General features: G+C 54.9%; 21 protein-coding genes and 1 pseudogene. 8 read left to right on the top strand and 14 right to left on the bottom strand.

Features of this window, described 5'->3' with window-relative positions; all coding sequences use genetic code 11:
- The 7 genes from ADG72_RS05715 to ADG72_RS05685 form a co-directional block, all read right to left on the bottom strand.
- On the bottom strand, positions 1-1,323 hold the full coding sequence (locus tag ADG72_RS05715; RefSeq protein ID WP_048713209.1) for a membrane protein: 1,323 nt from the start codon (positions 1,321-1,323) through the stop codon (positions 1-3).
- Positions 1,324-1,325: 2 nt separating this feature from the next.
- The gene (locus ADG72_RS05710) at positions 1,326-2,066 is read right to left on the bottom strand and encodes a nitroreductase family protein (protein ID WP_048713206.1); all 741 of its coding nucleotides are present in this window, start codon (positions 2,064-2,066) and stop codon (positions 1,326-1,328) included.
- 414 nt (positions 2,067-2,480) lie between these two features.
- Positions 2,481-3,527, bottom strand: a complete 1,047-nt coding sequence (locus ADG72_RS05705; protein WP_048713203.1) for a threonine aldolase family protein — start codon at positions 3,525-3,527, stop codon at positions 2,481-2,483.
- Between the two features lie 143 nt (positions 3,528-3,670).
- A complete protein-coding gene (locus ADG72_RS05700) occupies positions 3,671-4,270 on the bottom strand; it encodes a uracil-DNA glycosylase family protein (RefSeq protein ID WP_048713200.1) in 600 nt (199 codons plus the stop codon).
- Between the two features lie 55 nt (positions 4,271-4,325).
- Complete coding sequence (locus tag ADG72_RS05695; RefSeq protein WP_204372722.1) at positions 4,326-5,003, bottom strand: DNA-3-methyladenine glycosylase I; 678 nt, start codon at positions 5,001-5,003, stop codon at positions 4,326-4,328.
- Positions 5,004-5,028: 25 nt separating this feature from the next.
- Positions 5,029-7,245, bottom strand: coding sequence for a hydrogen peroxide-dependent heme synthase (gene hemQ / locus ADG72_RS05690; RefSeq protein WP_048713194.1), 2,217 nt, complete (start codon positions 7,243-7,245; stop codon positions 5,029-5,031).
- 243 nt (positions 7,246-7,488) lie between these two features.
- Positions 7,489-7,806 carry a YbjQ family protein gene (locus ADG72_RS05685; protein WP_048713190.1) on the bottom strand — a complete coding sequence of 106 codons (318 nt, stop codon included), beginning with the start codon at positions 7,804-7,806 and terminating at the stop codon, positions 7,489-7,491.
- Positions 7,807-7,937: 131 nt separating this feature from the next.
- On the opposite strand from ADG72_RS05685, the gene ADG72_RS05680 reads away from it, so the two are divergent.
- From ADG72_RS05680 to ADG72_RS05665, 4 genes are all read left to right on the top strand, one after another.
- Entirely contained in the window at positions 7,938-8,984 is a 1,047-nt protein-coding gene (locus ADG72_RS05680) for an alpha/beta hydrolase (RefSeq protein WP_048713186.1), read from the top strand.
- A 104-nt stretch (positions 8,985-9,088) separates the two neighbouring features.
- Positions 9,089-10,012, top strand: a complete 924-nt coding sequence (locus tag ADG72_RS05675; protein ID WP_080978663.1) for an ABC transporter ATP-binding protein — start codon at positions 9,089-9,091, stop codon at positions 10,010-10,012.
- The gene (locus ADG72_RS05670; RefSeq protein WP_048713184.1) at positions 9,999-10,760 is read left to right on the top strand and encodes an ABC transporter permease; all 762 of its coding nucleotides are present in this window, start codon (positions 9,999-10,001) and stop codon (positions 10,758-10,760) included. The genes ADG72_RS05675 and ADG72_RS05670 overlap by 14 nt, the downstream gene beginning before the upstream one ends.
- Positions 10,761-10,780: 20 nt before the next feature.
- Complete coding sequence (locus ADG72_RS05665) at positions 10,781-11,521, top strand: TetR/AcrR family transcriptional regulator (protein WP_048713182.1); 741 nt, start codon at positions 10,781-10,783, stop codon at positions 11,519-11,521.
- Between the two features lie 339 nt (positions 11,522-11,860).
- Here the strand turns inward: ADG72_RS05665 and ADG72_RS05660 are convergent, their stop codons facing one another.
- Together ADG72_RS05660 and ADG72_RS05655 are read right to left on the bottom strand one after the other, a co-directional pair.
- Positions 11,861-13,003, bottom strand: a complete 1,143-nt coding sequence (locus ADG72_RS05660; RefSeq protein ID WP_048713455.1) for a glycosyltransferase — start codon at positions 13,001-13,003, stop codon at positions 11,861-11,863.
- 116 nt (positions 13,004-13,119) lie between these two features.
- Complete coding sequence (locus tag ADG72_RS05655; RefSeq protein ID WP_048713179.1) at positions 13,120-13,665, bottom strand: GNAT family N-acetyltransferase; 546 nt, start codon at positions 13,663-13,665, stop codon at positions 13,120-13,122.
- Between the two features lie 287 nt (positions 13,666-13,952).
- Here ADG72_RS05655 and ADG72_RS05650 point away from each other — a divergent pair, with 287 nt between their 5' ends.
- Together ADG72_RS05650 and ADG72_RS05645 are read left to right on the top strand one after the other, a co-directional pair.
- Entirely contained in the window at positions 13,953-14,747 is a 795-nt protein-coding gene (locus ADG72_RS05650; RefSeq protein ID WP_239667678.1) for a protein-ADP-ribose hydrolase, read from the top strand.
- Between the two features lie 108 nt (positions 14,748-14,855).
- Positions 14,856-15,590, top strand: a complete 735-nt coding sequence (locus tag ADG72_RS05645; protein ID WP_065427160.1) for a hypothetical protein — start codon at positions 14,856-14,858, stop codon at positions 15,588-15,590.
- An 89-nt stretch (positions 15,591-15,679) separates the two neighbouring features.
- Here the strand turns inward: ADG72_RS05645 and ADG72_RS05640 are convergent, their stop codons facing one another.
- The 3 genes from ADG72_RS05640 to ADG72_RS05630 all read right to left on the bottom strand — a co-directional run bounded on the left by ADG72_RS05640 (position 15,680) and on the right by ADG72_RS05630 (position 20,525).
- Entirely contained in the window at positions 15,680-16,315 is a 636-nt protein-coding gene (locus ADG72_RS05640) for a hypothetical protein (protein WP_048713173.1), read from the bottom strand.
- A 50-nt stretch (positions 16,316-16,365) separates the two neighbouring features.
- Positions 16,366-17,364, bottom strand: a complete 999-nt coding sequence (locus ADG72_RS05635; protein ID WP_048713170.1) for a hypothetical protein — start codon at positions 17,362-17,364, stop codon at positions 16,366-16,368.
- 110 nt (positions 17,365-17,474) lie between these two features.
- Positions 17,475-20,525, bottom strand: a complete 3,051-nt coding sequence (locus ADG72_RS05630; protein WP_048713168.1) for a type I restriction endonuclease subunit R — start codon at positions 20,523-20,525, stop codon at positions 17,475-17,477.
- A 127-nt stretch (positions 20,526-20,652) separates the two neighbouring features.
- On the opposite strand from ADG72_RS05630, the gene ADG72_RS05625 reads away from it, so the two are divergent.
- Positions 20,653-20,985: a DUF2188 domain-containing protein gene (locus ADG72_RS05625; RefSeq protein WP_239667677.1), complete on the top strand. Its 333-nt coding sequence runs from the start codon at positions 20,653-20,655 to the stop codon at positions 20,983-20,985.
- 41 nt (positions 20,986-21,026) lie between these two features.
- Here ADG72_RS05625 and ADG72_RS05620 read toward each other — a convergent pair whose 3' ends face one another.
- Both ADG72_RS05620 and ADG72_RS05615 read right to left on the bottom strand, forming a co-directional pair.
- A complete protein-coding gene (locus ADG72_RS05620; protein ID WP_048713166.1) occupies positions 21,027-22,202 on the bottom strand; it encodes a restriction endonuclease subunit S in 1,176 nt (391 codons plus the stop codon).
- Positions 22,199-23,796 (bottom strand): annotated as a pseudogene (locus tag ADG72_RS05615) (type I restriction-modification system subunit M). The gene ADG72_RS05620 and the pseudogene ADG72_RS05615 overlap by 4 nt, the downstream one beginning before the upstream one ends.
- A 249-nt stretch (positions 23,797-24,045) precedes the next feature.
- Between ADG72_RS05615 and ADG72_RS05610 the strand changes: the two are divergent.
- On the top strand, positions 24,046-25,254 hold the full coding sequence (locus tag ADG72_RS05610; protein WP_048713163.1) for an AbiH family protein: 1,209 nt from the start codon (positions 24,046-24,048) through the stop codon (positions 25,252-25,254).
- Positions 25,255-25,401: the final 147 nt, after the last annotated feature.

Raw genomic sequence — 25,401 nt, 5'->3', positions numbered from 1 at the left:
TCAGTCGTTCGCCCGGTCGGCCTCGAGCGCTTCCTCGACCAGGGCCTCGTCGACGGGCAGAGCCTCGCGCGCATAGGCAGCGGCGTCATCTTGGGTGGCGACGATCTGTTCCGCAATCGAGTCTGCGTCACGGCGCAAACTGCTCGCATCAACGACCGAGGCGCGCGCAAGTGTCTGGGCCTCGGCACGATCAGCATCCGTGTACTCAAGGTCTTCGGCATGCTTGCGTACCTGCACGCGGATGAGCTTGCGGCGCAGGTTTTCTTCGCGGATTACCGAGGCGCGGCGGTGCAGCCACGCGACTGCAAGTACCAGCAGAAGGGCGATGCCTAGGTAGCCGATGATCGGATACATGCCGCCAACCAATTTCTTGAATCCCATCAGTGAATTCGCATAACCTGTAGCGGTCACCCCTGTCAGAATCACTCGCATGCGCTGATCCGAGCCGCCGGAGAAGCGTCGAGCTGTTGAGTAGAACAGGGAAAAGACCGTGTTGTAGATCAGGGCGAAAATGATGAGCGTATACAGGAGCGCGAAGGCCGGATGAATGCGCCGGGCGATCTCCAAAGTCGGCACTCCCACATCCCAGATGCGATCCATGTTGAGGAAAAGCGTCACCGCATCGGCCGCAATAACCAGTGCAATCAGCGCGCCACCCAAGCTCCCGGCCTTGCGTGCCACATCGATGCGCAGGACGGAACCTCCCAAAACGAAAGCCATCGCAATACCGTTGACCACGCAGAGTGCGAAGTAGTTGATTGTCGAGAGCCACAAGTTCGGAAGTGCGGGGGTGACGTTTTGCGCGGCAGCGTTGAGCTGTGCAACTCCGGGATGGTTGCGGAGCAGCGAGTAGACCGTCAAGATGCTGATGGCAACAATGATCATCGGGGTGAAGACCCCGATAACTTTCATGATGCGATCAAAGTCAAGGAAAGCAGTCACGACAACAAGAACTGCACAGATCGCGCTGCCCGCCCAGGCCGGGATTCCAAACTGCTGTTCTAGGTTCGCTCCCGCGCCAGAGAGCATGACGGAACCCATCGCGAAGCCCGAAAAGACCAGAACGACGTCAATCATGCGACGGACCAGCGGCGGAGCGATGCGTTCAAAGACTTCGTCGTGGTGGCCTGATCGGTAGTAGGACCCAAGCTGCAGGGCCACAACACCAAAGACGATGTTGAGGACGCCAAGGACAGCAATACCGATCAAGCCCTTCGCTCCGAAAGAGAGGAAGTACTGCAGAAGGTCTTGACCACTGGCAAGGCCCGCGCCAATAACGACGCCAACGTAAGCGAAGGCGACAGAAAGGTACTGTTTCGGCACTCTTACTTCCCTTCGAGAAGCTGGATCGGCGGGCGGGGTGCGTTGACCTGGTTGATTGGGGCTTCGATGTCCGCGTAGCCCAAGCAGAAACCAGTGATGAGCTTGTAGTGCTGAGGAATCTCGAACTCCTGCTCGACCGGACCGCGCCAAGCCGAGAGCACACCGATTGCGCACGAGTCGACGCCGTGGGCTTTTGCTGAAAGAAACAGGGTTTGCAGCATGAGACCCGCATCCATCGCACTCCACGGCAGCATTTTCTGGTGGACAAAGACAAAGCCCATGACGGGAGCATCGAAAGCTGTCACGTTTCTGCGGTTTGCTGCGTCGCGCCCCTCGTGATCGCTGCGTTCAATGCCATAGGCGCCATATACACACTTGGCGATTTCAACTTGAGCTGGGCGAAGCTCGCGGGGGTAAGGCTTCCAGACGGGAAAATCACCGTCGGGTAGTTCGCGTCGCAGGGCAGTTTTTGCCAGCGCGAAGGGCTTGCGGTGTTGAATATCCAGGGTTTGATCGAATCGACGCACGTATTCTTTGCGCAGGCGATCGGCGCGCTCCCCCGTTGCCAATGCGAGGGCGAAGGCACGAGTGTTGGACCAGCTGGGGGCTGTTGTTGCGTCTTTGAGGATCGCGTCCAGGATGTCCTGTGGAATCTGCTGATCCATGTATGCGCGGATTGAGCGGCGCGAGGCCGCGAGCGCGGAGAAGTCAGGGGCAGTGCAATTGGTAGCGTCGATTGTCACTGTTCAAGCGTAGCGCGCTTGTGTCAGTTGGAGCCTGTTTCGATGCGAGTTCGTTCCGTTTGCTGCCTGTCTCGATGGGAGCTCGTTCCACGCGACGCTCCCGCACCTTCCCTGCCCTTTTTATCACACGAAGTCGTGAAAAGACATGCGTTATAAGCCGTGACATTTACCGACTTCATGTGGGGGAAGCACAACAGGCATGGCACAGGGCCAAACTGCATGTGGAGGGAGTGGAAACGAGCCGGCAGTCAGATCAGCTGGGCAACGTCATCCCTCCTAACACACGAAGTCACGAAAAGACACACGCTATAACGCATGACATTTACCGACTTCATGTGGAGGGAGCGGTGCGGAGCGCAGCCTCATGCCGAGCGCAGCCTCATACGGAGGGAGCGCCTAGGGCCGCGGCGACTATCAGGCAAGCGCCTCTTCGAATGCTTTCACATCTTCTTCGGGGGTTCCCCACGAGGTACAAAAGCGCGCGAGCAGGCGGCCATCGGGCAGCGTCTCCCAGATGCCATAGCGGACCTTTCGCGACAAACGCTCGTGTCCTGCCTGATCGAGGGCGACGAAAGTGAGGTTCGTCGGAGAATCCATAGTGACAACGTATCCCGCACGGATCAGGGCTTCGCGGATTCGCCGCGTTGATTCCACTCCCGGCTGACCAATCGTCGAATACAGGCCGTCCTCAAACAGGGCCTCGAACTGGACGCCCAAGAGACGCCCCTTCGCAAGCAGCGCACCGTGCTGCTTCATCTGAGTAACAAATTGTCGGATCGAGCCACCATCTGGGATCACCACGGCCTCACCGAAAAGGGTTCCGCACTTGGTACCGCCGATGTAGAACACATCCGACAGACGCGCTAGGTCAGCCATCGAGACATCATTCGCGGGTGAAGTTAGGGCATAGGCCAGGCGCGCTCCATCAACGAAAAGCTTCAAGCCACGCTCGCGGCAAGCAGCTGAAATGTCCTCGAGCTCTTGAAGCGAGTACAGGGTCCCGTACTCAGTGGGCTGGGAAATGTAAACCAGCGCCGGGGCGATCATATGGTCGCGCGCACCGTCGCCTTCCCACGCGTCGCACACACGAATGACGTTTGCGGCCGTGATCTTGCCTTCTTTCGCAGGGATATCAAGGATCTTGTGCCCGCCGCGCTCAACAATGCCCGCCTCGTGCATGTTGATATGTCCGGTGTGGGGAGCAATGACCCCCTGCCAGGGCAGGAGGATCGCATCGATAATCGTGGCGTTTGTTTGGGTTCCACCGACTAGGAAGTGAACGTCCGCGTTGGGCGCGTTGCAAGCCGCGCGGATCAGGTTGCGCGCGTGCTCGCAGTGTTCATCGGTACCGTAACCACTGGATTGCTCCATATTGGTGGCGACCAAGGCGTCCAGTACCTTTTGGTGTGCGCCTTCTTGATAGTCACTGGAGAAATTCGGGATTACAGCTTCACTGGTCATTGCACAATTATTGCACGCTTTTTACCTTAGGAATAATACGCATTAATCGCATTAACACTGCGCTATTCATTCCCGAGCAGAGTCAAATAAACGCATCCCCAAAGACATGTCTATCTTTGAGGAAACAGAACTCGCTTAGAAAGTCACTTCATAATCTGCGCAACGAGTTCTTGCAGATCCGGAATGACAGTCTGGACAAACCAGGGGTTCTTCTTCATCCAGATTTGGTTACGAGGCGATGGGTGCACCAGCGGGAAGAACTCCGGCAGGTAGTCGCGGTAGTCCTTGACGACCTGCGTGAGAGAGGCCGAAGATTTGAGCTGCAGATAGCGCTTTGTCGCGTAGGAGCCGACCAAGATAGTGAGCTTCAAATCGGGCATGAGCTCAAGCAGGCGCGGGTGCCACTTATCCGCGAAGTCCTTACGCGGAGGCAGGTCACCGCTCTTCCCGGTGCCCGGGAAGTAGAAGTCCATGGGGACAATGGCTAATTTCCCAGAGTTGTAGAAGGCATCGCGATCGATTCCCATCCAATCGCGCAGGCGGTCACCGCTGCGGTCGTTCCAGACAATTCCGCTTTCTTCAGCGACTCGGCCAGGAGCTTGACCGACGATCATGATCCGACACTCGGGGCCCGCGTAAAACAACGGATCGATCCCACGCTTTGTGAACGAGGCATTTTCCGGATCCCTCCGAATTTCCTCTGCGATTGATTTAAACCTCGGATCAGTAATCTCTGGAGTCATATTTCCACTCTAGACCCGTTCCCATTCGACCGCAGCGACCTCAAGGAAGCCTGGTTCATTCAGCCAGCGGCCGCTTCCACGTGCCAATAATGTCGGTGTTCGTAATGCCGATCGCACTCATCAGGGCCAATGCGGTGACCGGGCCAACGAAGACGAAGCCTCGGCGTTTGAGCTCAAGCGAAAGGGCGCGGGATTCTTCCGTCTGCGCGGGCACTTCCCCGGCATTTTTCGGCCGAGGCTGGTGGTTGGGCTGATAGAGCCAGACAAGTTCACCGAGGTGGCGTGGGTAGGATTGCCGAGGCCGTAGCAGGTGCCTAAGCGGCGCCTCCCCCATCCGCCCGGCGCGGTGTGCGTCCGCTTCGGCAGCTAGAGCACCGCGAAGCGCGATGACTGCCCGCGCGTTGGTGATGGCTGCGTCGATCTTCCGCTTATTCCGTACGATGCCCGCGTCCTGCATTAAACGCTCGCGGTCTTGATCGGTGAAGGCGGCGACGGCCTCGGGAATGAAAGATGCGAAGGCAGTGCGGAAGGCTTGTCGTTTCTTGAGGATCGTCGACCACGAGAGGCCAGATTGAAAGCTCTCAAGGACGAGGCGTTCGAAGACGTCCTGCTCGGAGGTGACCGGACTTCCCCATTCGGTGTCGTAGTAGTCGCGTAAAAGCAGGTCAGTCGCAGCCCAGGTCGGGCGGACAAGGCCGTCTTCGCAAGAAACGAGGCCTTCGGGAATAGTCACGGTCACCTCCTTACAGCGGCAAGATTCATGCCCTCGGCTGGCGCTCAGCCCATTCCTGCAGGCTCACACGAGGACCCGTGAAGAAGGGCGTATCCTCGCGCACATACAGGCGTGCTTCGGTGTAGCGCTGAGCGTGCATGACACCCTCAAGGCGGTCCAAGCTGTCGGCCTCGAAAGCCAAAACCCACTCGTAGTCGGAGAATCCGAAAGCCGACAGGGTCGAACCCTTAACATCGGGGTACTGCGAGAAGCCGTTGCGCCCATGCTCGGCCATGATCCGCGAGCGCTCTTCGGGGGCCTTCAGGTACCAGTCGTAGGAGCGCACGAAGGGGTAGACCATCGCCCAGTCACGCGGCGCAACCCCACCAAAGCACGCAGGAATATGACGCTTGTTAAACTCGGCGGGAGTGTGCAGGCCCATGCAAGACCACACGGGTTCCAAGAACTTCCCCAGCGCACTAGCACGCAAGCGATGGTAGGCGTCTTGCAAGACCTCGGGGTCGTCATCAAGCCACCAGACCATCAGGTCCGCCTCGGCACGGAAGCCGGAGACGTCATAGAAACCGCGGATTTCTGCGCCCGTGCTCTTCACGTAATCCAGGGATTCAGCAACAATCTGGGCGCGCTCACTGTCGTCTGCCGGTAAGAACTCACTCAATGCAAACACGGAATACAGCGCGTAGTGCTGCTTACCGTTGACTTCGTCTAAGTCAATATCGCTCCGGTCGCGCGGGTCGGGAACGTAGGAGTGCGCGGCATGGTGGTGCGGAGCATGCTCAGCAATGTGTTCGGGCGCAGCCTCAGAATGATCCGTATTTTCGGTGTTTTCAGCGGGCTGTGCCGCACGACGGTTCAAGAACGCCATTGATTCCTCCTGTTGTATGGCGGATTGACCGGCGACTCGTGCAGGGCCGTCGGAAGAAAGTGGGGCATGCGAGCTTGCGCGCTGATCGCCCGCTTGGTCGAAGTGGTGGGAATGCGCAGGCCGAGCCGGAGCCAAGCAACAATCCGGCGGACACACCGTGTGGAAAGGTCCCATGCCTGTGACGGTCATGCGGAAGGGGTTTTCTCCTCGCGCCTGGGCTGCGCGTTCTTCCAGTATGTCCACCAGCGAAGAGACAAACGCGGGATCCATCGAGATCGTTTCGGCGCGCTTGTACGCAATTCCAAGCTCCGCAGCCGTTTCCTTCGCCTCGGTGTCTAGGTCGTAGACAACCTCCATGTGGTCGCAGATAAAGCCGATAGGGACGACGACCACGCCGCTGGGCTTTCCACTTCCCGAGGCCTCGTTTCCTTCCCCCGCACTCTGACCTTCCAGGGCGATCAGTTCGCGCAGGAAATCGTTGATGTCGGGTTCAAGCCAGCGCGCCTGCGGCGGGCCCGAGCGCGAACAAAATGCTAGGTCGTACCCCAAATCTTCGCGCCCCAAGATTCGACGCACTTCCGGCATGATCGCCTGAATCAACGCATGATGCTGGGCCACGTAACTAATTTCGGAAGCGGGAGTGCCCAGGGATGAGGTTTCTTCGCCTTCAAGCTCAACGTCGCCGGCCTCGGCAGCGGGGGAAGAAGAAACGGCAGGAGGGAAGGGGAAGGGAGAGGAGCCTTCTTCCATGCTCACGGGGATGGAGTGGGTGACGAAAATCAGTCGAATCCCAGCGGGATCAGCCCCGCCCTCAACTAGGGCCGACCACGCGCGACGGATCGAGGCAATTTCAGCACTGGCCATACCGGGCGTCGAATAATAGGGGCGCACTTTGTCCACAATGATGTCGGCACTTGGATTATCCGCGTTGTCCTCTGCACCCAGGACGATACTCCCCCACTTTTCACTGAGGGTCTGCGCGGCCTCGGCAAGATCTTCGCGGTACTGACGGCACCCCGAATACGAGGCATAGGCGGAGGTCGGCAGCACAAGGATGCGTCGCGCGCCGGCTTGGGCAAGTTCGTCTAAGCCCTCGGCGCCAAAGGGATGCCAATTACGGTTTCCCCAGCCGACGGGAATGTCATATCCACGACGCGACAGCTCTGCGGATAGGTCGACGATCAGACGCTGATTGCAAGCATTAATGGGAGAAATACCGCCGAAACGCTCATAGTGCTTCGAGACTTGAAGAAGGCGTTCGTCGGGGATTCCACGGCCTCGCGTTGCGTTGCGCATGAACGGGAGGACATCTTCCATGCCGTTGGGGCCACCGTAGGACAGCAGCATGATTGCGTCGTAGGGTTCCAATCCCGGCACTGTGAGGCCTCCTTCACGGGTAACGTGGCAAGTTTAGGACCGCACGCCCACCCTTCGCAGCGACAAAGTGTCAGAAAAACGCCAGATTGCGCCCCTCGACACCGCCTGGGCACATAAGTACATCCACCACGACTACATTCAGTGGAGGCGTGAGGGAAGCGCTCAATAGAAAAAACCGGCTCCAGAGCCCCCCGATAAAGAAGACACCGGAACCGGTTACGGCGTTTAAACGCTCAGAAGGTTTCACACCTCAACAGCGGTGCCCGTAGCGATTGCTGCGAGCATTCCGTTGTCAGATCCTGCGGTGAAGTAGTCGAGATGCACGCCGACTACCGCGTTTGCGCCCATCGCCTGCGCGCGCTGGCACATCTCGTTGATAGCAGTTTGCGAGGCCTGGGCCAGTTCCTCTTCATAGTTCGATGCCCGTCCTCCAAAGAGGTTCGACAAGCCTGCACCAATATCTTTAAAGAGGTTCACACCCGCGAAGGTCTCTCCGGAAACAATTCCGTAGTAACGCTTAATAGGTGCGCCTTCAAGGGTTGGTGTGGTGACAGCAATCATGGCAACTCCTTTGTCCAGTTGGTGCCTCAATCCTATCCGCCTGTAGCGAAGGCGCATTCGCACCACCGCAGCCGCGGACCTAAAATCGACTATATGAGGTCAACACGCACGAAGTACACGGAACTTTATCGATGAGCACTCCGACCTCATCCACCCCCAAAACCGCGGAAGTGCCGGCGCACCAGCCACGGCCTCGTAGCCGCAGGGGGACGATTGCACTGGCCGTGGGCACCCTAGTGGCGGCAACCGGCCTGGTCAGCGCAGCAGGATACGAGGCCTATCACGCCTCCGCCCCCTCCCCCACAGTTACCCACCACGAGAAGGCGGACGGGACAACGGTAATCATTCCTGCGGCCTCGGAGAATCCAATTCCCCTGCACGGGCGGATCGACACAGTGGATTATCAGCAGGAATATCAGGGCGTGACCTATAAGAAGCAGGCGCTGGTGTACGTTCCTGCGACTTACATTCAAGGAAGCCCGGCTAATATCACGTACCTGACTCACGGATGGATGAGTAGTGCGGAAGAGATGGCCGATGAGGTCTCGCCGGCCATTGATGACCTTGAGCGCAGCGGCGCGATCTCTCCAACAATCGTTGTTTTTGCAACGTATTACCCTGATCGCTCTTTCGTGAATGATGATTTTGAAACGGATTATCAGCTGAACCGTTTCTTTGCGACCAGCGAGATCAATACTTTGATCGACACGATCGAGTCGCGTTACTCAACCTACGCGGGCGGCGACACCACGGATGAATCCTTAAAAGCTAGCCGCACACACCGCGCTTTTGGCGGTTTTTCCATGGGCGGGATTACAACTTGGGATGTTTTCGCCCTGAACCCGGACTATTTCTACGGTTATCTGCCAATGGCCGGAGAGTCATGGATCGGCCGCGATCATGACGCACCCCTGCCCCAGATTGCTGACGAGGTGACTCTTGGCGCGCGCAGCCGCGACATGGGACCGCAGGATTTCCGCATTATCGCCAGCGTCGGTTCAGATGATCCGGCTTTGGACGACATGAATCCGCAGCTCGATGAGTTTTACCGCAGGTATCCGACGCTAATGACGCCCCAGAGCCTGCAGGTATGGATCGATGAGGGCGGGACGCACTCCCTGGCCTCGGTTTCGCGCCAGCTCAGCCACGCCCTGCCGCTTCTTTTCCCGGGCCAGTAAAAGCTTTCACCACAGTACGTCAGACCGCATTGCATCCACAAGTTAACAGTGTTAACCTCTATCTCGACACAAAGTTAACACTGTTAACCGATGGGAGAATAACCGTGTCGCAACCACACTCACCCACCCTAGAAGTTCAAGGAATCTACAAGAGCTACGGCACCCACAACGTCCTGCGCGGAGTCGACCTTCGCGTCGAGCCGGGGCAGATCCTTGGACTGCTTGGGCGAAATGGCGCCGGAAAATCGACGCTCATCACTATTCTGTGCGGGCTGAAGCGAGCAGACGCCGGCAGCGTTCGCATCTGCGGAAAGAATCCTGCAGCGCACAACATCGGCCAGCTGCTCGGATATGCACCACAGGAACTCGGCATCTACCCCGACCTGAGCGTCGCACAGAATCTCACCGCTTTCGGAGAGCTACACGGGCTTGGCCGCCGCGAAGCCGTCGTGCGCGCCGGCGAGGTCATGGAGCTGCTTGGCCTGAGTGAAAAACGCGACCAACGCGCCTCGCATCTCTCGGGTGGCCAGCAGCGCAGACTCCACGCGGGCATGGCGATCATGCACAAGCCTCGACTGATCTTCATGGACGAGCCCACGGTTGGGGCGGATGTTGAAGCGCGCAGCCAGATCCTGAGCGCGGTCCGTCACCTGGCCGAAGAAGGCGCGGCCGTCGTCTACACCTCGCATTACTTGGCGGAGTTCGAGGAGCTTGGCTCTGACATCGCGATCCTGAGCGAGGGGCGAATCGTTGCCCGCGGAAGCCTTGAGGAGATCATTTCCGCCCACGGCAGCGCCGAGGTCACGCTTACCTTCGACCGCACCGTTCCCCCGCTCGAGGGGTGGAGCGCCGACGGCAACGTACTGCGCCACAGCGGGGACGAGGCCGACCCAGGCTCGCGCATCGGCGAAGTTTTGGCCTCGCCAGCCTTGGCGAGAGCACGCCTCGTCGATGTGAAGATCGACCAACCGAGCCTGCACAACGCATACCTGCACATCATCGAGGAGAGTGACCATGTCGCAGCTTAAGCAATTATGGGCGATGACCCGCTTAAATATTCGCCTCCAACTCACCGACCCGGCGCCAACATTGATCCTGACGATAATCCCGCTTGTCTTGATTCCTTTCATGATGCCGGCGTTCAAGTCAATGCTCCTGGCCGACGGATACACGGGAGCCACCGGCGCCGAACAGGCGGTTCCCTCGATGGCGATTCTCTTTTCTTTCCTCGCCGTCCAGAACATCATTGGCTCTTTTTTCAACGAGCATTCCTGGGGAACATGGGAGCGCCTCGAGGCCTCTCCGACCTCGCGCGCATCCATCCTGACCGGCAAGGCGTTGGTTGCCTACATCATGCAGACCGTGCAGATCACGGTCGTGCTCGTGCTCGGTGCGGCGATTTTCGGGTATCGCCCGAAGGGCTCTCTTGTTGCATTGATGGCAGTACTGCTGAGTTTTTCAGCTGTCCTATCGGCCTTGGGCGTCGCAATCGCCTTGTGGTCGCACAGTCGCGATGCTGCTCTGTCCATGTCGAATATCGTGGGGATGCTCGCCGCAGGAATCGGCGGAGCATTCTGCACAATTTCATCTTTTCCCGACTGGGCGCAGCACGCCGCGCGCCTCTCCCCTGCTTACTGGGCAAACGCCGCAATCAACAAGGTGAGCTTGGATGGACTTGGATTCGCTGATATCACCCCGCAAATCGGCGCATTGTTGGGATTCTTCGCCGCGTTCGCCGCGCTTGCACTGATAAAGTTTCGTTATCACAAGGAGTAATCCACCCGAGCGGAGAGTCCATGCCATCATCAAAGCCACGCGCGCTATCGCGAGACATCATTTTGTCTGCTGCGCTCGAATTGGTTGATGAGGAGGGGCTCTCCGCCCTATCTCTGCGGTCTTTGGGAAAGCGTTTAGGCGTGTCCCAGGCCGCGTTTTATCGCCATATTCCTGATAAGGCTGCTCTACTAGAGGGAATCTCTGAGCAGGTTTGGCGCCTCACTTTCAACTCATTTTTAGCTCGCGTTGAGGGCGGGAAAGTGGACGTACCGGAGCGCTCTGAGTCCACAACTTCGTCCGAGGCGACGCACGACGCACCGGGAGCACCCCAGGCCGCCTCGGCCTCGCCACTGCTGGCCTACATGCGCGAGTACGCGCACTGCTTGGCCACTACGCTTCGCGCACACCCGGGTACGGTCATGTTGCTGCTCACGCACCCGATGTCGACTCCCGAGCAGCTTTCTCAGCTGGCGCGCGTGTTTCTGGCACTAGCCCGGCGCGGTTTTACTCCGAATGCAGACATGCTCGGATTGGTTAATGCTGTATCGATCTACACGACGGCTTTCGTTGCCGCCGAGGTCGTTCCGCCCGTGGGAGGCACCTCCGAACAACCCGTCGATTTGCAGGCAGCGAGCGCGGCTCTCAACCCCGAGGATGCGCAGGCGCTGCGTCCACTGATCCAAGATCTTCTTGAGGATCACTACGATTTCGTCACCCAGTTTGAGCGAGGGCTCGAGGCAATCCTGCGCGGGTGGAACTGAGAGCGCCTGCGGGGGCGACTCCTGTCGCAGCGCGATTTAGACGGCCTGGCCGGGGCTACTCACCCGGCGCTACTACGTGGGATTGACGCTCTTAGGAGAGATCACTGCTATCTCGCATCACTGCTTTGGGTGGGATCGACACCGCTAGGTCGGATCGACACTATTAGGCGCGATTGGCACCACTTGGCGGCATCGCATACCCCAAAAACCGCTCATTCAAAGCTCCAACTGGTGTCAATGCCTCCAAACGGCGCCAATGAGTCTGGGGAATAGCGCAGTTCAAGTAAGAAGTCTCCTGCTCAGGCCCACTAGGCTCCAACACCGGCCACGGGGCAGATCCTACAAGTAGCGAGTCTCCTCAACCTCGCTGACAATCCGCTCAGTTCCACCCAATGCCGACAGTTCGTCGCGCAGCCTCGCAAGCCCATCGCTCAGGGAAGTTTCATCGACGAGGCGCAGCGCGGCCTCGGCAATAAGAGCGGGCTTGGGTGCGCGCACGCTCAGGCCACAGCGCGTACGCTCGACGGCATCGGCGTTGAATTGGCGCTCGAAAACCCGACCGGGTACGACAACTTGTGGCGCCTGGTAAGCCAGCGCGTCCATCATCGAGTTTTGCCCGCCATGATGGACCATGAGGCGGGCGCGAGGGATGAGCTCGGCAAAGTTTAAGCGAGGCGTGCAGTGCACTTTGTGGCCTGCTGCGGCGTAGACCGCTTCGGGCACACCTGCGACGTACACATCGCAGCCAAGCGCGCTCGAGATCTGCCGGCCAACTCGCACGGCAACGCCCGCGGGGACACTGCCTGAGCCGAGGTATACCACCGCGCAATCACGATCGGTGCTGCGACTATCCACCGTCGGCACCTCGCCAAGAAAACCGCAGTAGATCGCCTGTTTCCCGGCATCTGGTTCCAGCGAGGGACAGCTGGGGATGAAGCGGTGTTTCATCCCCTCAAGGATGGTCAGCGACGAGGCCGGGGCGGGCATTCCCATCTCGCGTAGCAGGCGTCGAATTCCTGCGGATTTGCGCGGGTTTGAGGCATAGGCAGCGGTCGTCGGCTGCGAGCCGCTGCCCACGCAGGGGATCCCCTCGGCGCGGGCGGCGATGACGGCGGCGAGGTTGAATTCCGAGTAGACGACGTCGGGGCGCCATGTCCGTATGAATTCACGGAGCTTCTCGACTACCGCGCAGCTGTAGCGATAATCCAAAGAGCCCGTTAACCACAGCACTTCTTCGAAACTATGAACGGGCTTGCGACCCATCAGCCCCAAGCGCGACGCCAGCGGAAAGGTGTGACGGGCAATCGCCTCGGGAAGGCCGAGAGGTGAGGGCACCGGAATCTCGAGCGTCGGAGCGGTGGGATTGACACAGTTGCCGTCGTCTCCCCACGCGAGCACGGCCTCATGGCCAGCGTCCTGGAACGCACGTGCGACGCGCTGCGCGCGCGACCACGGACCGCCCATCTGCGAACGGACCAGCATGGGGACGACAAGGATTTTCACGGTTTAAGGGTACGTCACTCACAACACGACGAAGACATGCACCGATGCTAGGCTCCTCAAGCTAGACACATAACCGCCAGCTACCCTCCGGAGCGCTACAGTTCCAGCCTCATGTACACGAGCTCCTGATATCCCGCAGACGCGGACCGGTAGCCCCGGGGATTGCGCCCGTACTCCTCGAATCCGGCGCGGCGGTAAAGAGACACCGCCCGTTCGTTGTCCGCCACCACTTCGAGTTCAAGCTGGGTGTAACCCGCCTGCCGAGCACAGTCAATGCTCGCATCCATCAGCATCCGGCCGATTCCCATCCCCCAGTACTCCTTGAGGATGCTGATCCCAAAACGCGCCCGGTGCGCAACCTTGCGCCGACTGCGCACAGCTGAGACTCCTGCGCTTCCAACAATGCGCCCGTCGATGATTGCGACGAGCTCAACCTCATTGCTACTACGTTCCGTTTCCTCCAGGGAGCGGGCTTCTTGTTCATCGTCGGCACTCTGCTCGTCTGGGTAGGACAGCAGGTAGTCGGTTTCCGCATGCGTGCGTTGCGTCGTCTCACGCAACGCGTGGGCGTCCGAGGCGACGGCATTCCTCACCAGGAGTTCCACTCCCCCCTTCAAGACCACCGTCTTGGCGTACCTCATAGTCGGGCTCCTTGTCTGCCTAGGAATAAGCGCCAATTTCACGCTCAATGTAGCAATAGCAGTGCACGAGTGGCACGCGCGAACAAGTCTGCAAGGAGCTTACTTTCCCCACTGCAGATTGATTACCGCCAATTTATACCGCCACTGGCGGTAATCGGGTGGCACTGATGGCTGTCAAGGCGTAAAACCCATGCGTCTTCCGGGTTCGCGTACATACTGTTCAAACAGCGTTAACCTATCACCGCAGCGGAACTAGACTGTTGCCAACCCACGTTTTTAGAAGAGGAATGCTTATGTGGCCCAGTCGGAAGCTTGAGCTGTTAACCCCGCTGATTGCGGGACTGTGCGAGGAGCGCGGTATCGACGTGCCCCCGCCGACCGGGGTCGATGAGATGTGGGAGCAGTTCCGCGCGCTGGTCAATACGCGCCCTCCCATGCCCGCCTCGCCGCAGTGGCTGGCTTTGCAGGATCAGTTGCTTAGTGAGCTGATTGCCGGGGATGGCGTTGTTTCCATTGACGAGGCCGAGGTCGCGCCCCTGCACCCGAACATTCGCCTGTGGCGCGGTGACATAACGAGGCTTGCGGCGGATGCGATTGTGAATGCGGCGAACTCGAAGATGTTGGGCTGCTGGGAGCCCGGGCACGCGTGTATTGACAATGCGATTCATACTCTCGCGGGCGTGCAGTTGCGCTTGGAGTGTGCGCAGCTCATGGAAGAGCAGGGCCACGAGGAGCCGACGGGTAGGGCGAAGATTACGGGGGCGTATAACTTGCCTTCGCAGCGAGTGATTCACACGGTCGGGCCGATTGTGCCCGCCGGCGAGGACGCTGACATGCATCGTTTCGAGCTGATGAGCTCCTACCTGAATTGCCTGGATTTGGCTCAGGAAAGCGGGATGGGTTCGCTTGCCTTCTGCTGTATTTCGACGGGATTTTTCGGCTACCCGAAGCAGGATGCTGCCGAGGTCGCGGTAGATGTGGTCAATCAGTGGCTGACGGCGACTCAGTCCCCGATGGTCGTTGTGTTCGATGTGTTTTCTGATGAGGACGAGGCGATTTATCGAAGGCTTTTGGGGTTCTGAGGTTTTGGGGCGGTAGGCGCTTCTGAGCTATACGGTTTCCGCTGTTGCAGGCACTTCGAAGGGCGGGCAAGTGTGGATAAGAAAGCTGTTCAGATTCTGAATCGGTTGATGGACGATCAGAAAAAGTATTCAGTGAGCGCTGAGGAGCTTGCTTATGCCCGGAAGATGGGCGTCGTTGTTGAGGACCAGCCGGTTACTCTCGATCAGGCGCTTGATGTCCTGGAGCGATGCTTTGAGGCTGTGTCTTTAGAGGATTCGGCGCAGGCGTTTTTATATAGTTTGTCCTCGCGCGATGTGGATTACCGCTATATTTTGGCGTCCTATGTGTATGCCCGCAGTTGGTTATTGTTTGATCGAGGCCAGGCGGAGGAGGTTCCAGAGAAGCTGACGGGCACCTTCTTTAACTGGGTGAAGCACAAGGGCGGCGGTATTTGGGGAACGATCGGGAAGCCGATCTTTTACTTGGAGCAGTTCGCGTCGATGGAGCGTCGGGTTGCGAGCGATGTTGATGCGGGGATACTGAGGTCGATCTTGGAGCTGGCCGATTCCATGGAGGACGAGGCCAGTGGCACTACCTTGGCGACCGCTATCCGCACCGCGAAGTTGCTTCCCTGCAACCAGGCCGAGGCCGTTGGAATCGTTGAGACTCTGGGAATCTGTGGGATTCTTGAGGCGCCGGGACATCCCGGTTTTCTGCATTCATTCACTCCCCCACTGGAACGCGACACCGGCGACCTCAGGCAGAGCCTGTCATATCCCTTGAACTGGTGGCGTGGGAGTGATGGCGTGAATTGGGAGAATGCGGCGGAAGTGTTTGGGTGTGGGCTTCGAGCAGACAGCTGAACCCTCGGAAATATTAAGAGCAAAAATAGCTGCGCTCAATAACAAGATCCCCCTAATTCCACAATATTCAATCTTCGATAAAAGAAACATTAAATATACCGGTCTAGAACAAACAAGACAATAGTTATGACAGTTCCAAGAATCGCAGCAAGCAGAACTGCCCAGTTCAAGCGCATTGAGCTCCGATGCGCAACGGAGCTGTTTTTGTCCAAATTGATGACGGAGTCATTTACCGCATCTACCCCAGCGGCAACTTTCTCCATACGTCGATTCGTTTCAGTAATCTGTGCGACCATCGATTCGAGCAAATCCTCAGCACGTTTCTCGCGCTCAACCCGTTCTTCTTGAATACGCTGGATCGAGCACGCTAGTTCACTACTAATTTGCGGACTAGTGAGTGCCGACAGCCCCTTCACATGAGCTCTATGTTGCTCCATAAGTTCGTCAGCCTGTTGGGTTGCTTTCAGAATGGGAGACAAGTCCATCTTGGGAAGTTTTACGGCAGGGAGGGCGAAGCCTTGGAGCTGCTTAGTTAAGGTGGGCGAAAAAATAGCGGATGTCCCCTTGAAGCTATCTAATAGAGGCCTCATTCGGTCAGCCAATTCCCGATTCCGCTTCACCGCCTCATCATGATGTAGATGATCTTCATCCTCAACTGCTTCAATAAGTTCGGCCAGTGATGGATTCCATTCATCTGAATTCGAATCATTTTCGCTCGTTTCCACTTATTTTCCTCCTTTTTCAAAGAATCAATAGTTAAATAGAACGCGGGAGATTAAGCCAGGCCCGCTTCGCGCAAGAGTCGAAGTTCTTCAATTTTCTTTTTCAGTGGAATTACGCGATTTTCAATTTTACCTAAATCATGCGCGATAAATCCAAATTCTTGAATCGTTTTTGTAACTTCAATACTCGAAATTCCGTATTCAGAAACGACAATAAATTGAGGGTGCTCCCCGGCATCTAGATAGCACGAAAGGAGCCTCGATTGAACAAGCTGTTTTATAAGATGTTTATACTCTTCTCCGGTTTTAACACCCTTCCATTCGCTCGTAGCCAAACCAACAGACCCATCCTCAAGCGATTCACTGCACAGTGATATAACCCCGGATGACACGCCCAAGCTGCTCATCTGATATCCAGAACGCACAGTTCCATCAACAAATACAAATTCAACATTTTTTAGGAGAAGGTCCTGCAATCGAGACAAGGGGACTTCTTGAGTGCATTCTCGTTTTAGGAGCTTCTTGCGGCGTGCAGAGTTAATCGAACCGGGGATAGAAGCGCTGTCGCTTGTCGATAGAAGTAGAAGCAGGAGGAAAAAGAAAATCCCCGAAACCATCATTAGTAGCACTACAAAAAACGCGATGACTTGCACCGACAGATACGGATCTGATGAGCGAAATTCAACGAGCACAATCGGGCAGAGAATCAGCCAAAGAACGCAGAGCAGAAAAGCTTGAAACGCCCCCGTAAAGTTGTATCCATATTTAACGTCGACGTATCTTGTCGTCAGCCGCTCAACCGAGTCTTTGTATATCTGCTGTTCTAGCGGATGAGCCAGGTCATGCTTCATTGCGCAAGAGCGAAGCTTTTCTATCGCGCGTAGATAGCGAAGTTCTGCGAAGTCCCCTTTCGATGTAACTGTCTTGCGCCATCGTATCTGCGAAGGAAACAGATTGGGCAATCCTCCGAGAGCAGTTGTTACGGCTTTGATGGCTCCCGCTATCACACCGAAAATAGCCAAGAAATATCTAAGATCGCCTACCGAGTTCACTTTATATCCTTACAAGAAATAAGTAGTAGAAATCTGAAAGCATCCACGACATGCTCTCCACAGCTTCACTATTCCCAATAACCAGAAAAGCTACAATCCACTGTTCACGTTCACAGACCGCCCAGTCCAGAGAATCTCTCAACCCATTCCTGGAGCAGTTCACGTACGTGGGCACGCAATTTTTCGCGGTCGCCTCCCCCACCAAAACGGCGAACGGGGGGAAGAATTGCTGCCAGTCCGGTTCCTTCATCAGGCACGTAGCCCTCGTTCAGGCACCCATACGCAAAATCACGTGCGCCTTGGCCCAATCGCTGCCCCTCAATGAGCTCTGAAAGTTCCTTTTCTCGACACTCGATAACAAAATTTCCGAATGCGTTCGGAATATCACCCGTCAGGCTGGCTCGTCTGTAGAACTCTTCGATGAGATCTCGCTTTCCACGCATCATCGGTGATGAAGCAAGCGCGCGACTGATTTCAACGGGGATTTCACGGTCTCCCCCATCTGCCGAATCATTCCTATGCTGTTCAATCAGCATGAGGATGTAATCGACATTGATATCTACCTGCTTAACAAGCTCCATTTCAAATACCAAGTCATCGGCAATGGGTTCTTTCTCCACTTCAGCGCGTTGACGAACCTCGTGATACAGGTCAAGGTAAATGCTGCGATAGTCTTCAAGGTCGCGCGAGCTGACTCGATCGTCTTCTTCGAAGTCATCGAAGGCAGTCAGAATATTTCGTAACCTCAGAATCTGCCCCATGAGTTGGATGAAGCGTTTTTGCTCGCCCTCAGATGAAATGGACCCCAGCGGCAACGGGAATTCTCCAGCTAACGCGTCCAGCGCCTCGTTGTATTTGTCAAGATATTCCCTATAGGGACGCAATAAGACCTGACTGCGAGCTTCTTTGTTCCCAAAGAGAGCAATAGCCTCGTTTGTTTCTTCCTCAAGGTTCCGGAAACAGACGATGTTCCCGTAGGTTTTCACCGAATTCAGAATCCGGTTGGTGCGCGAGAACGCCTGAATCAAACCGTGAGCATGCAGGTTTTTATCAACCCACAGAGTATTGAGGGTCTTTGAGTCGAAGCCGGTAAGGAACATGTCCACGACAATAACAAGATCGATTCTCTTCTCTGTCAGGGCTTTTGAAAGGTGCTCGTAGTAGTTTTCAAAACCCGATGCGTCGGTTCCGAAGTTAGTTCCGAATCGGTCGTTGTATGTTGCAATCGCATCATCCAAGAAGGCACGATCGTCAAGAGACAGCGCCGAAGGATCCATCGATTCTTCAGCTAATAGACCAGTTCCTGGGGCTTCATCATTTGGCGCGTACGAGAAAATAATGCCAACGCTGCGTCGTTTATCCGAGGGTAGGTCTTCTTGCTGACGTTCAAATTCACGATAGTAGGCGCGGGCCGCTTTGATGGATGAAGTTGCCAATAGCGAATTGAAACCACTGACCCGTTGGTCTTTGAGCTCGTATGAGGAACTACGTTTCGTCTTTTGATCGAAATGCTCCAAAATGTACGAAACGATCGCACTGATACGACGCCTGTCCATGAAAGCATTCTCCGTGTCAATCCCTTCAACGTCGTAGTTCTCGATTCCTTCGCGCACACTGAACGTATTGATGTAATCGATCCGGAAGGGAAGAACATTGCCATCACGAATCGCATCAACAATTGTGTAGCAGTGAAGCTGGTCGCCAAACGCTTGAGCAGTCGTCCGCAAATTTGTCTTGCCAGACGATGGAGCATTTTCTGCAAAAATCGGCGTTCCTGTAAAACCGAAAAGGTGATAGTTCCGGAATGCGCGCGTAATGTACCTATGCATATCTCCAAATTGACTTCGGTGGCACTCATCGAAGATTAGAACAACGTGCCCGTCATAAATGGAATGCCCTCGGTTGCCTTTGACGAACGTTGCCAGCTTTTGGATGGTCGTGACGATGATCGGTACTGAAGGGTCGTTGATTTGAACTGCAAGCTGTCGAGTTGATTGATTTGCCGAAACCGTCCCCGCGGCAAAGCTGTTGTATTCACGAATGGTTTGATGATCGAGATCTTTACGGTCTACAACAAAGAGGACTTTATCAACGCCTTCCATTCCAGCGGCGAGCTTCGCGGTCTTGAAGGATGTGAGAGTTTTCCCTGATCCTGTTGTGTGCCAGATATACCCACCCGCAGCTACGGTGCCTGTCTTTTTGTTCATTGAAGCTGTCTTAATACGCTGAAGAATCGCCTCTGTCGCCGCAATCTGGTACGGGCGCATAACCAGCAATTCATTCTGGACATTAAGAACGCAGTACCGCGTGAGGATTGAGAGAATTGTCCGCTGCGCGAGGAATGTTGCGGTGAAATCAGTCAAGTCGGGGATCTGATTGTTTGCCGCATCAGTCCACCATGAGGTGAACTCAAATGAACGGGCATTTGCGGCCTTTACCTCGCGTCGGTGCCCTTGATTTTCAGTTAGATGCTGAAGCCGAACCGTGTTGGAGTAGTACTTGGTGTGTGCACCGTTCGAAATAATGAAGATCTGAACATATCCGAAGAGCCCGTCTCCGGCTGCAGCATGAAATGAATCCCGTTGATAGCGGTCGATCTGATTGAAGGCCTCTCTAAGAGCTTTGCCTCGGCGCTTAAGCTCAATATGAATCAGGGGCAAGCCATTCACAAGAATCGTGACATCGTACCGGTTCTTTCGCTCTCCAGTATCGATGGCAAATTGCCTAATAACTTGTAGTTTATTGCGATGAATATTGGTCTTATCGATAAGACGAATATTTTTGATTGTTCCATCGTCACGCGTAAGAACCTGAACGTAGTCTTCGTGAATACGCCGAGCTTTCGCGATCACTGAATTAGGCTCATCCGATGGAACATTGACAATTGACTGCTGATAAAAGCGTTCCCATTCATCATCAGTGAAGCGATAATCGTTGAGCGCTTCGAGCTGGTTTCGCAAGTTAGCTGTGAGCCCATCCAAATCGTGAATATCAAGATATTCGTAGGCTTGAGCGCGTAACTGGACAATCAGCGCGTCTTCAAGAGCAGCCTCGCTTTGGTATTCGCTTTGCGTTGAACGCGCAGGTTCGTAGAGGCCAACGACAGTTGATTCATCACTGACGACGATAGGTTCAATTCGTGGACGGGCGGCGGTGACCATCGCGTTTTCCTTTCAAACTGCGCTTTCTTGTTGACGAGGCCGAAACGCCTGAGGAGCGCTTCTTCCACCTGCGGCTGTTAGTTCGATGCTAATGCCGCAAACCTTCATTTGCGACAAGTTTTTAACCATGACTGAAAATAACGATCAATTGTCTGCCTACCTGCTAAAACTGCACGCAAGTGCAGGTGCGTCGTTTTATTGTTCCTTCATTGCTCTGAAGGAGGTGAGAATAGTGAATAAAAGAGAAGTTCGAAGGCACGGTGATGGTTGGGGCGTTTTTGCTCCTAACGCAAGGCGTGCCTCCGTTGTTAAACCGACGCAAGCAGAAGCACAAGCAAACGGCCGTACGTTCCTGAGGAATCGGGGAGGCGGCGAGTTGCTCACTCGCGGCCAGAACGGTCAGATCCGTCAGCAAGACACGATCAAGCCTGGAAACGACCCTCGCAACAGGAAGGGCTAGCTTCCGCTGAGGGACGGGATACAGACCCGCCCCTCAGTTCATTAATCAGCCAGTTTCTCGGGGAAAGACAGAAGGCGGTCCCTGTAATGCTCGTACTGGGCACGGCGGGCCGCAATCTCGGCGGGGAGGCCCGACGAGATATCGTTAACGAGGGCGTCGAAGCGGTCCAGCAAGTCGGCGATACGCTGTTGCTCCGACAGACATGGCAGAGGAACTCCCATCGATAAAAACTCTGCCGTTTTCAAGTTTCTCTGAGCAGCACCTGCAGATTTCCGATAAATCTCAATTTGCCTACTAAGCAAGAACTGACCGATATAATGCTTAACACAACGCGATTCATTCACGTCAAATGTAATACCGGAATCCAATAACCAAAATTCACCAGGAACGAACCTAACGCAGACTTCCGACAAAGCAAATCTTGAAATGACAAACTCATCAGAGCGATTGAAGGAATCTGTCATAAAACTAGCTCCACCGCCACCATAGACGGGGTATCGAGTTCCAGCATCATGCAGTTTTGTGATCCGCTCTCCAAAACTCAGTTTGATGCATTCTCCGAGCTTCACCATTTCAACCGGGCCGCGAGCAGCCAGAGAATCATAGGAGAGCAAGTGGTTGCGGTAGTGCTCATACTGGGCCTGCCTTGCTTCCAGCTCCGCTTCCAGCTCCGCTTCCAGCGTCGTGAACTGATCCAGTATTCTCACGATCTCACGCTGAATTTCCACCGGAGGAACAGGAATTTGAATACGCGAAAGTCCCTTATCGGCGATGCGACGAACCTTTGCTCCCGTCAGGTACGGTCGTTTCTGTTCCTGGAATGAACTAGATGCGAAGAAATACGACACGTACTTCGGCTCAAGATTGTGGCGGTAGTAAAACATGTCGCCGCTAATGGCTACTTCCCCATCACCAAGCCAAGCTGTTGCTTTCCCGACAGCTTCATCATCCTCGCTCGTCGTCGCAATCAATAGATCACCGTATTCGGCATGCTTCAGCCGAGCGAATTGAGCTTCAGATACATAGGAGACGGCCTTAGTCGCCGAAGTACCAAAACGCGTATGTATCTGTCCGTAATGAACGCAGGGCATACCTGCTTCAACGAAATCAGCCTTCTGGAGGCCTCCTCCTCGAACAAAAGATCCGACATCACCGAGGGCTCGATATTCCACCCCGTCCGGGCACAGCTGCTCAATCAGCTCGGCGAGGCGGCTCATCGGTCGGCCTCCAGTTCTGCGACGATCGCGTCGATGGAGGCGCGCAGCTCACGCTGACGCTCCACGATGCCGGCGATCCGAGTGTTCAGCTCGACGATGTCGACCTGCTCGCGCGTATCCTCGGGCTCGACATAGGAGGACACCGACAGGTTCCAGTCGTTGTCCTTAATGTCGTCGATCGACACCAAGGCAGCCACATGGTCGACGGCCTGACGCTCGGACACGAGAGAGAGGATCCGCTGCTGGTTCTCCGCGGTCAGGCGATTCTTGTTCCCCTCACGCACGCACTCGGCGGACGCATCCACGAAGAGGACGCTATGGTCAGGACGCGCCTTCTTGAGCACGATGATGCAGGTCGCGATCGTGGTCCCAAAAAACAGGTCCGGCGGCAGCTGGATGACCGCGTGCACGAAGTTGTTTTCGACGAGGTATTTGCGGATCTTCCCCTCGGCGGCACCGCGGTACAGGATGCCCGGGAACTCGACGATCGCTGCCGTCCCATCCTCAGCCAGCCAGTGCAGCATGTGCATGGTGAAGGCCAGGTCTGCTTTCGAGCGGGGCGCAAGTTTCCCGGCGGGAGCAAAACGCGGATCAGAGATCAGCGCGGGATTGTCTTCCCCTTCCCACTTAGTTGAGTACGGCGGATTCGAGACAATTGCATCGAAAGGTTGTGCATCCCAATGAGCTGGAGCAGTGAGTGTATCTCCCAGAGCGATATCAAAATTTGAGAAATTCACATCGTGCAGAAACATATTGATCCGACACAAGTTGTATGTCGTGAGGTTGATTTCCTGGCCGTAAAATGAACCAACATTCTCCACGCCAAGAATCTTCGCAAATTTAAGGAGCAACGAACCTGATCCCGCACAAGGATCGTATACCCGACCAACTTTCTTACGTCCATCTGCAGCGATCATTGCCAAAACCTGGGCCACCTCTTGCGGGGTATAAAACTCACCTCCAGATTTTCCTGCACTTGAGGCGTACATCGTCATCAAGAATTCATAGGCATCACCGAAAGCATCGATTTTTGCACTTCCATGATCAAGCGGTAAATCGCCGATTGATTCCATGATCTTGACAAGTTTCGCATTTCGCTCTGCAACGGTGTTACCTAGCTTTGTTGCGTTAACATCCACATCATCGAATAGTCCACGCAAATCAGACTCGGACCCGCTACCTTTAGCGGAATCTTCGATAGAGCGGAATGCCTGAGCTAGAGTTTCATTCAGGTTCTCATCGGATACAGCCCGCGCGCAAACGTTCGCAAACAGATCCGATGGGCGGATAAAAAGCCCTTATCTTTGATAATTCCAGCGCGATCACTTTCAGCGACTTCATCGCTCAGAGCCGCGTAGTCAAAAGCACTCGCCTCATCGCTGCTTCCACCATCTGCCAGAATCGCTTCACGCTCCGAGGCATTGACGTACTCGGTCAGATTTTCCGAAATAAAACGATAGAACAGAAAACCGAGTACATAACTCTTAAAATCCCATCCATCGACGCTTCCACGCAGATCATTAGCAATGCGCCAGATTGTTTTATGGAGCTCCGTGCGTTCATTTACCGCAGTCACATTCGCCTCGTTTTCCATCTTAGAAAGCCCACAACACAGCGCCCACTGCTAAAGCGACGATGCTTCAATACACTCAACGCCGGTCGGTTAAGTACGAAGTGATTCTACTCTTAAGCTGCAAAAATTCTGAACGCCACGCTTTGACCTCGACTCTTTGAGGAGGAGCATAAGCTAGTGCGCATCAGTTAGGCTTTGAGCGGTTAGCATTGGAACCGTGCATCCCGCTGCAATGCCGCAGCTCCGCGCGAGCTCTCCGCCAGTTCTCACATGGAAGTAGATAAAAATTTGACAAGCCGCACAGAAAATTTAGAGACAAAATACTCAAGCGCCGACAGCGACTCAAAATCTTCGTGGCACCAGCTACTTATCATCGGGAATGGTTTCGATTTGGAGTGCGGGCTTAATTCAAGCTGGAAAGGCTTCTTCCTAGAAAGAAGAAATAAACTTGATAACCTTGCTTTTCCAAGTTCAGAAGAAGAATTAAATAAATGGAAGGAGCTCTGCGTAAACGCTGGTCTAACTCTATGGGATATTAAACTCGCACAGGGGTCTGAGGAGAATTGGTACAACATTGAAGGAAGGCTCCTGGAGCTCCTTCTTTCATATTGGAAGTGGCTCCCGCATTCTGAGTTAGACTCAGAACTTGACGACATTTACAGATCAAAGTCGTTACAACCAACAAACCAACGCTACTACCAGCTAATTTGTTATCTTGCATGCTTCCTCTCGCACGACGAATGCACTAATACTGAGCTATTAAAGTTCCTACGTTCTGAACTTACTAAACTAGAACATGCTTTCTCCGTGCACCTTCAAAAACATCTTTTACATGCTGACAGGAATCAGCCTGAAGGATATATGGAAACCGCGAGCAGAAACCTGCAAGCACTCCTATGTCACCCACCTCGACCAACAGATCCCCACGCCAAATCTTATTCTGTACTTAGCTTCAATTACACTGGCCCTTTTGAACTCCACACAGATGAGATAGAAATCTGCACTGCTTACATTAATATTCACGGACGTTGCCACGAAGATAATGAGATTATTTTCGGAATTGATGGGAAAGAGAATCTAGAGAACGAAATAACACGTCCCTTCACAAAGACATATCGGTTACTCGGTTTGGGCGGTCCGCAGGCCCATGATGTCGTTAGTGCGAATACACGATGCATCAAGTTCTACGGTCATTCTTTGAGCGATGCAGACTACTCATACTTCCAGGCAATTTTCGACGCAGTTCATCTCTACAGTAGCGATGTTTCACTAATTTTCTTCTATCGAAGTTTTGATGAGAGAGATCCTTTAATCCATCGCAGAGAAATGATGGACAAGGTTATAAACCTGCTTACAGCGTATGGTACGACGCTTGAGAATAGAGACCATGGAAAGAACCTCATTCACAAACTGCTTCTCGAAGGACGCCTGAAGGTTCAAGAGATTAACTTCCCCACCCAAAGCGATATCGTCGACTAGCACGCAAGAAAAATTATCAACATTCAAGAAAACAGGGCAACCTTCACTCCCACAGCTTTCAATCACAATGTCGCACATAAGCAGGTAGCACTACGCTGTCAAAATAACTTACCCAAAGCAAGCTTGTAAGCCTCTTACAAAGGAATC

Origin of the sequence: Trueperella pyogenes, from assembly GCF_001070855.1 — a bacterium.
GTDB lineage: Bacteria > Actinomycetota > Actinomycetes > Actinomycetales > Actinomycetaceae > Pauljensenia > Pauljensenia pyogenes_A.
The sequence above is the reverse complement of the archived record's forward strand: the minus strand, read 5'-3'. Positions and strand labels throughout refer to the sequence as shown.

Bases quoted from the DNA above. Each gene is read 5' to 3' on its own strand.
- ADG72_RS05660 (WP_048713455.1), bottom strand. From the start codon at position 13,003: ATGCTGGTCCGTTCGCAGATGGGCGGTCCGTGGTCGCGCGCGCAGCGC.
- ADG72_RS05670 (WP_048713184.1), top strand. From the start codon at position 9,999: ATGTCGCAGCTTAAGCAATTATGGGCGATGACCCGCTTAAATATTCGC.
- ADG72_RS05680 (WP_048713186.1), top strand. From the start codon at position 7,938: ATGAGCACTCCGACCTCATCCACCCCCAAAACCGCGGAAGTGCCGGCG.
- ADG72_RS05650 (WP_239667678.1), top strand. From the start codon at position 13,953: ATGCTTATGTGGCCCAGTCGGAAGCTTGAGCTGTTAACCCCGCTGATT.
- ADG72_RS05645 (WP_065427160.1), top strand. From the start codon at position 14,856: ATGGACGATCAGAAAAAGTATTCAGTGAGCGCTGAGGAGCTTGCTTAT.
- ADG72_RS05685 (WP_048713190.1), bottom strand. From the start codon at position 7,806: ATGATTGCTGTCACCACACCAACCCTTGAAGGCGCACCTATTAAGCGT.
- ADG72_RS05655 (WP_048713179.1), bottom strand. From the start codon at position 13,665: ATGAGGTACGCCAAGACGGTGGTCTTGAAGGGGGGAGTGGAACTCCTG.
- ADG72_RS05705 (WP_048713203.1), bottom strand. From the start codon at position 3,527: ATGACCAGTGAAGCTGTAATCCCGAATTTCTCCAGTGACTATCAAGAA.
- ADG72_RS05610 (WP_048713163.1), top strand. From the start codon at position 24,046: ATGGAAGTAGATAAAAATTTGACAAGCCGCACAGAAAATTTAGAGACA.
- ADG72_RS05700 (WP_048713200.1), bottom strand. From the start codon at position 4,270: ATGACTCCAGAGATTACTGATCCGAGGTTTAAATCAATCGCAGAGGAA.
- ADG72_RS05665 (WP_048713182.1), top strand. From the start codon at position 10,781: ATGCCATCATCAAAGCCACGCGCGCTATCGCGAGACATCATTTTGTCT.
- ADG72_RS05630 (WP_048713168.1), bottom strand. From the start codon at position 20,525: ATGGTCACCGCCGCCCGTCCACGAATTGAACCTATCGTCGTCAGTGAT.
- ADG72_RS05625 (WP_239667677.1), top strand. From the start codon at position 20,653: ATGACTGAAAATAACGATCAATTGTCTGCCTACCTGCTAAAACTGCAC.
- ADG72_RS05620 (WP_048713166.1), bottom strand. From the start codon at position 22,202: ATGAGCCGCCTCGCCGAGCTGATTGAGCAGCTGTGCCCGGACGGGGTG.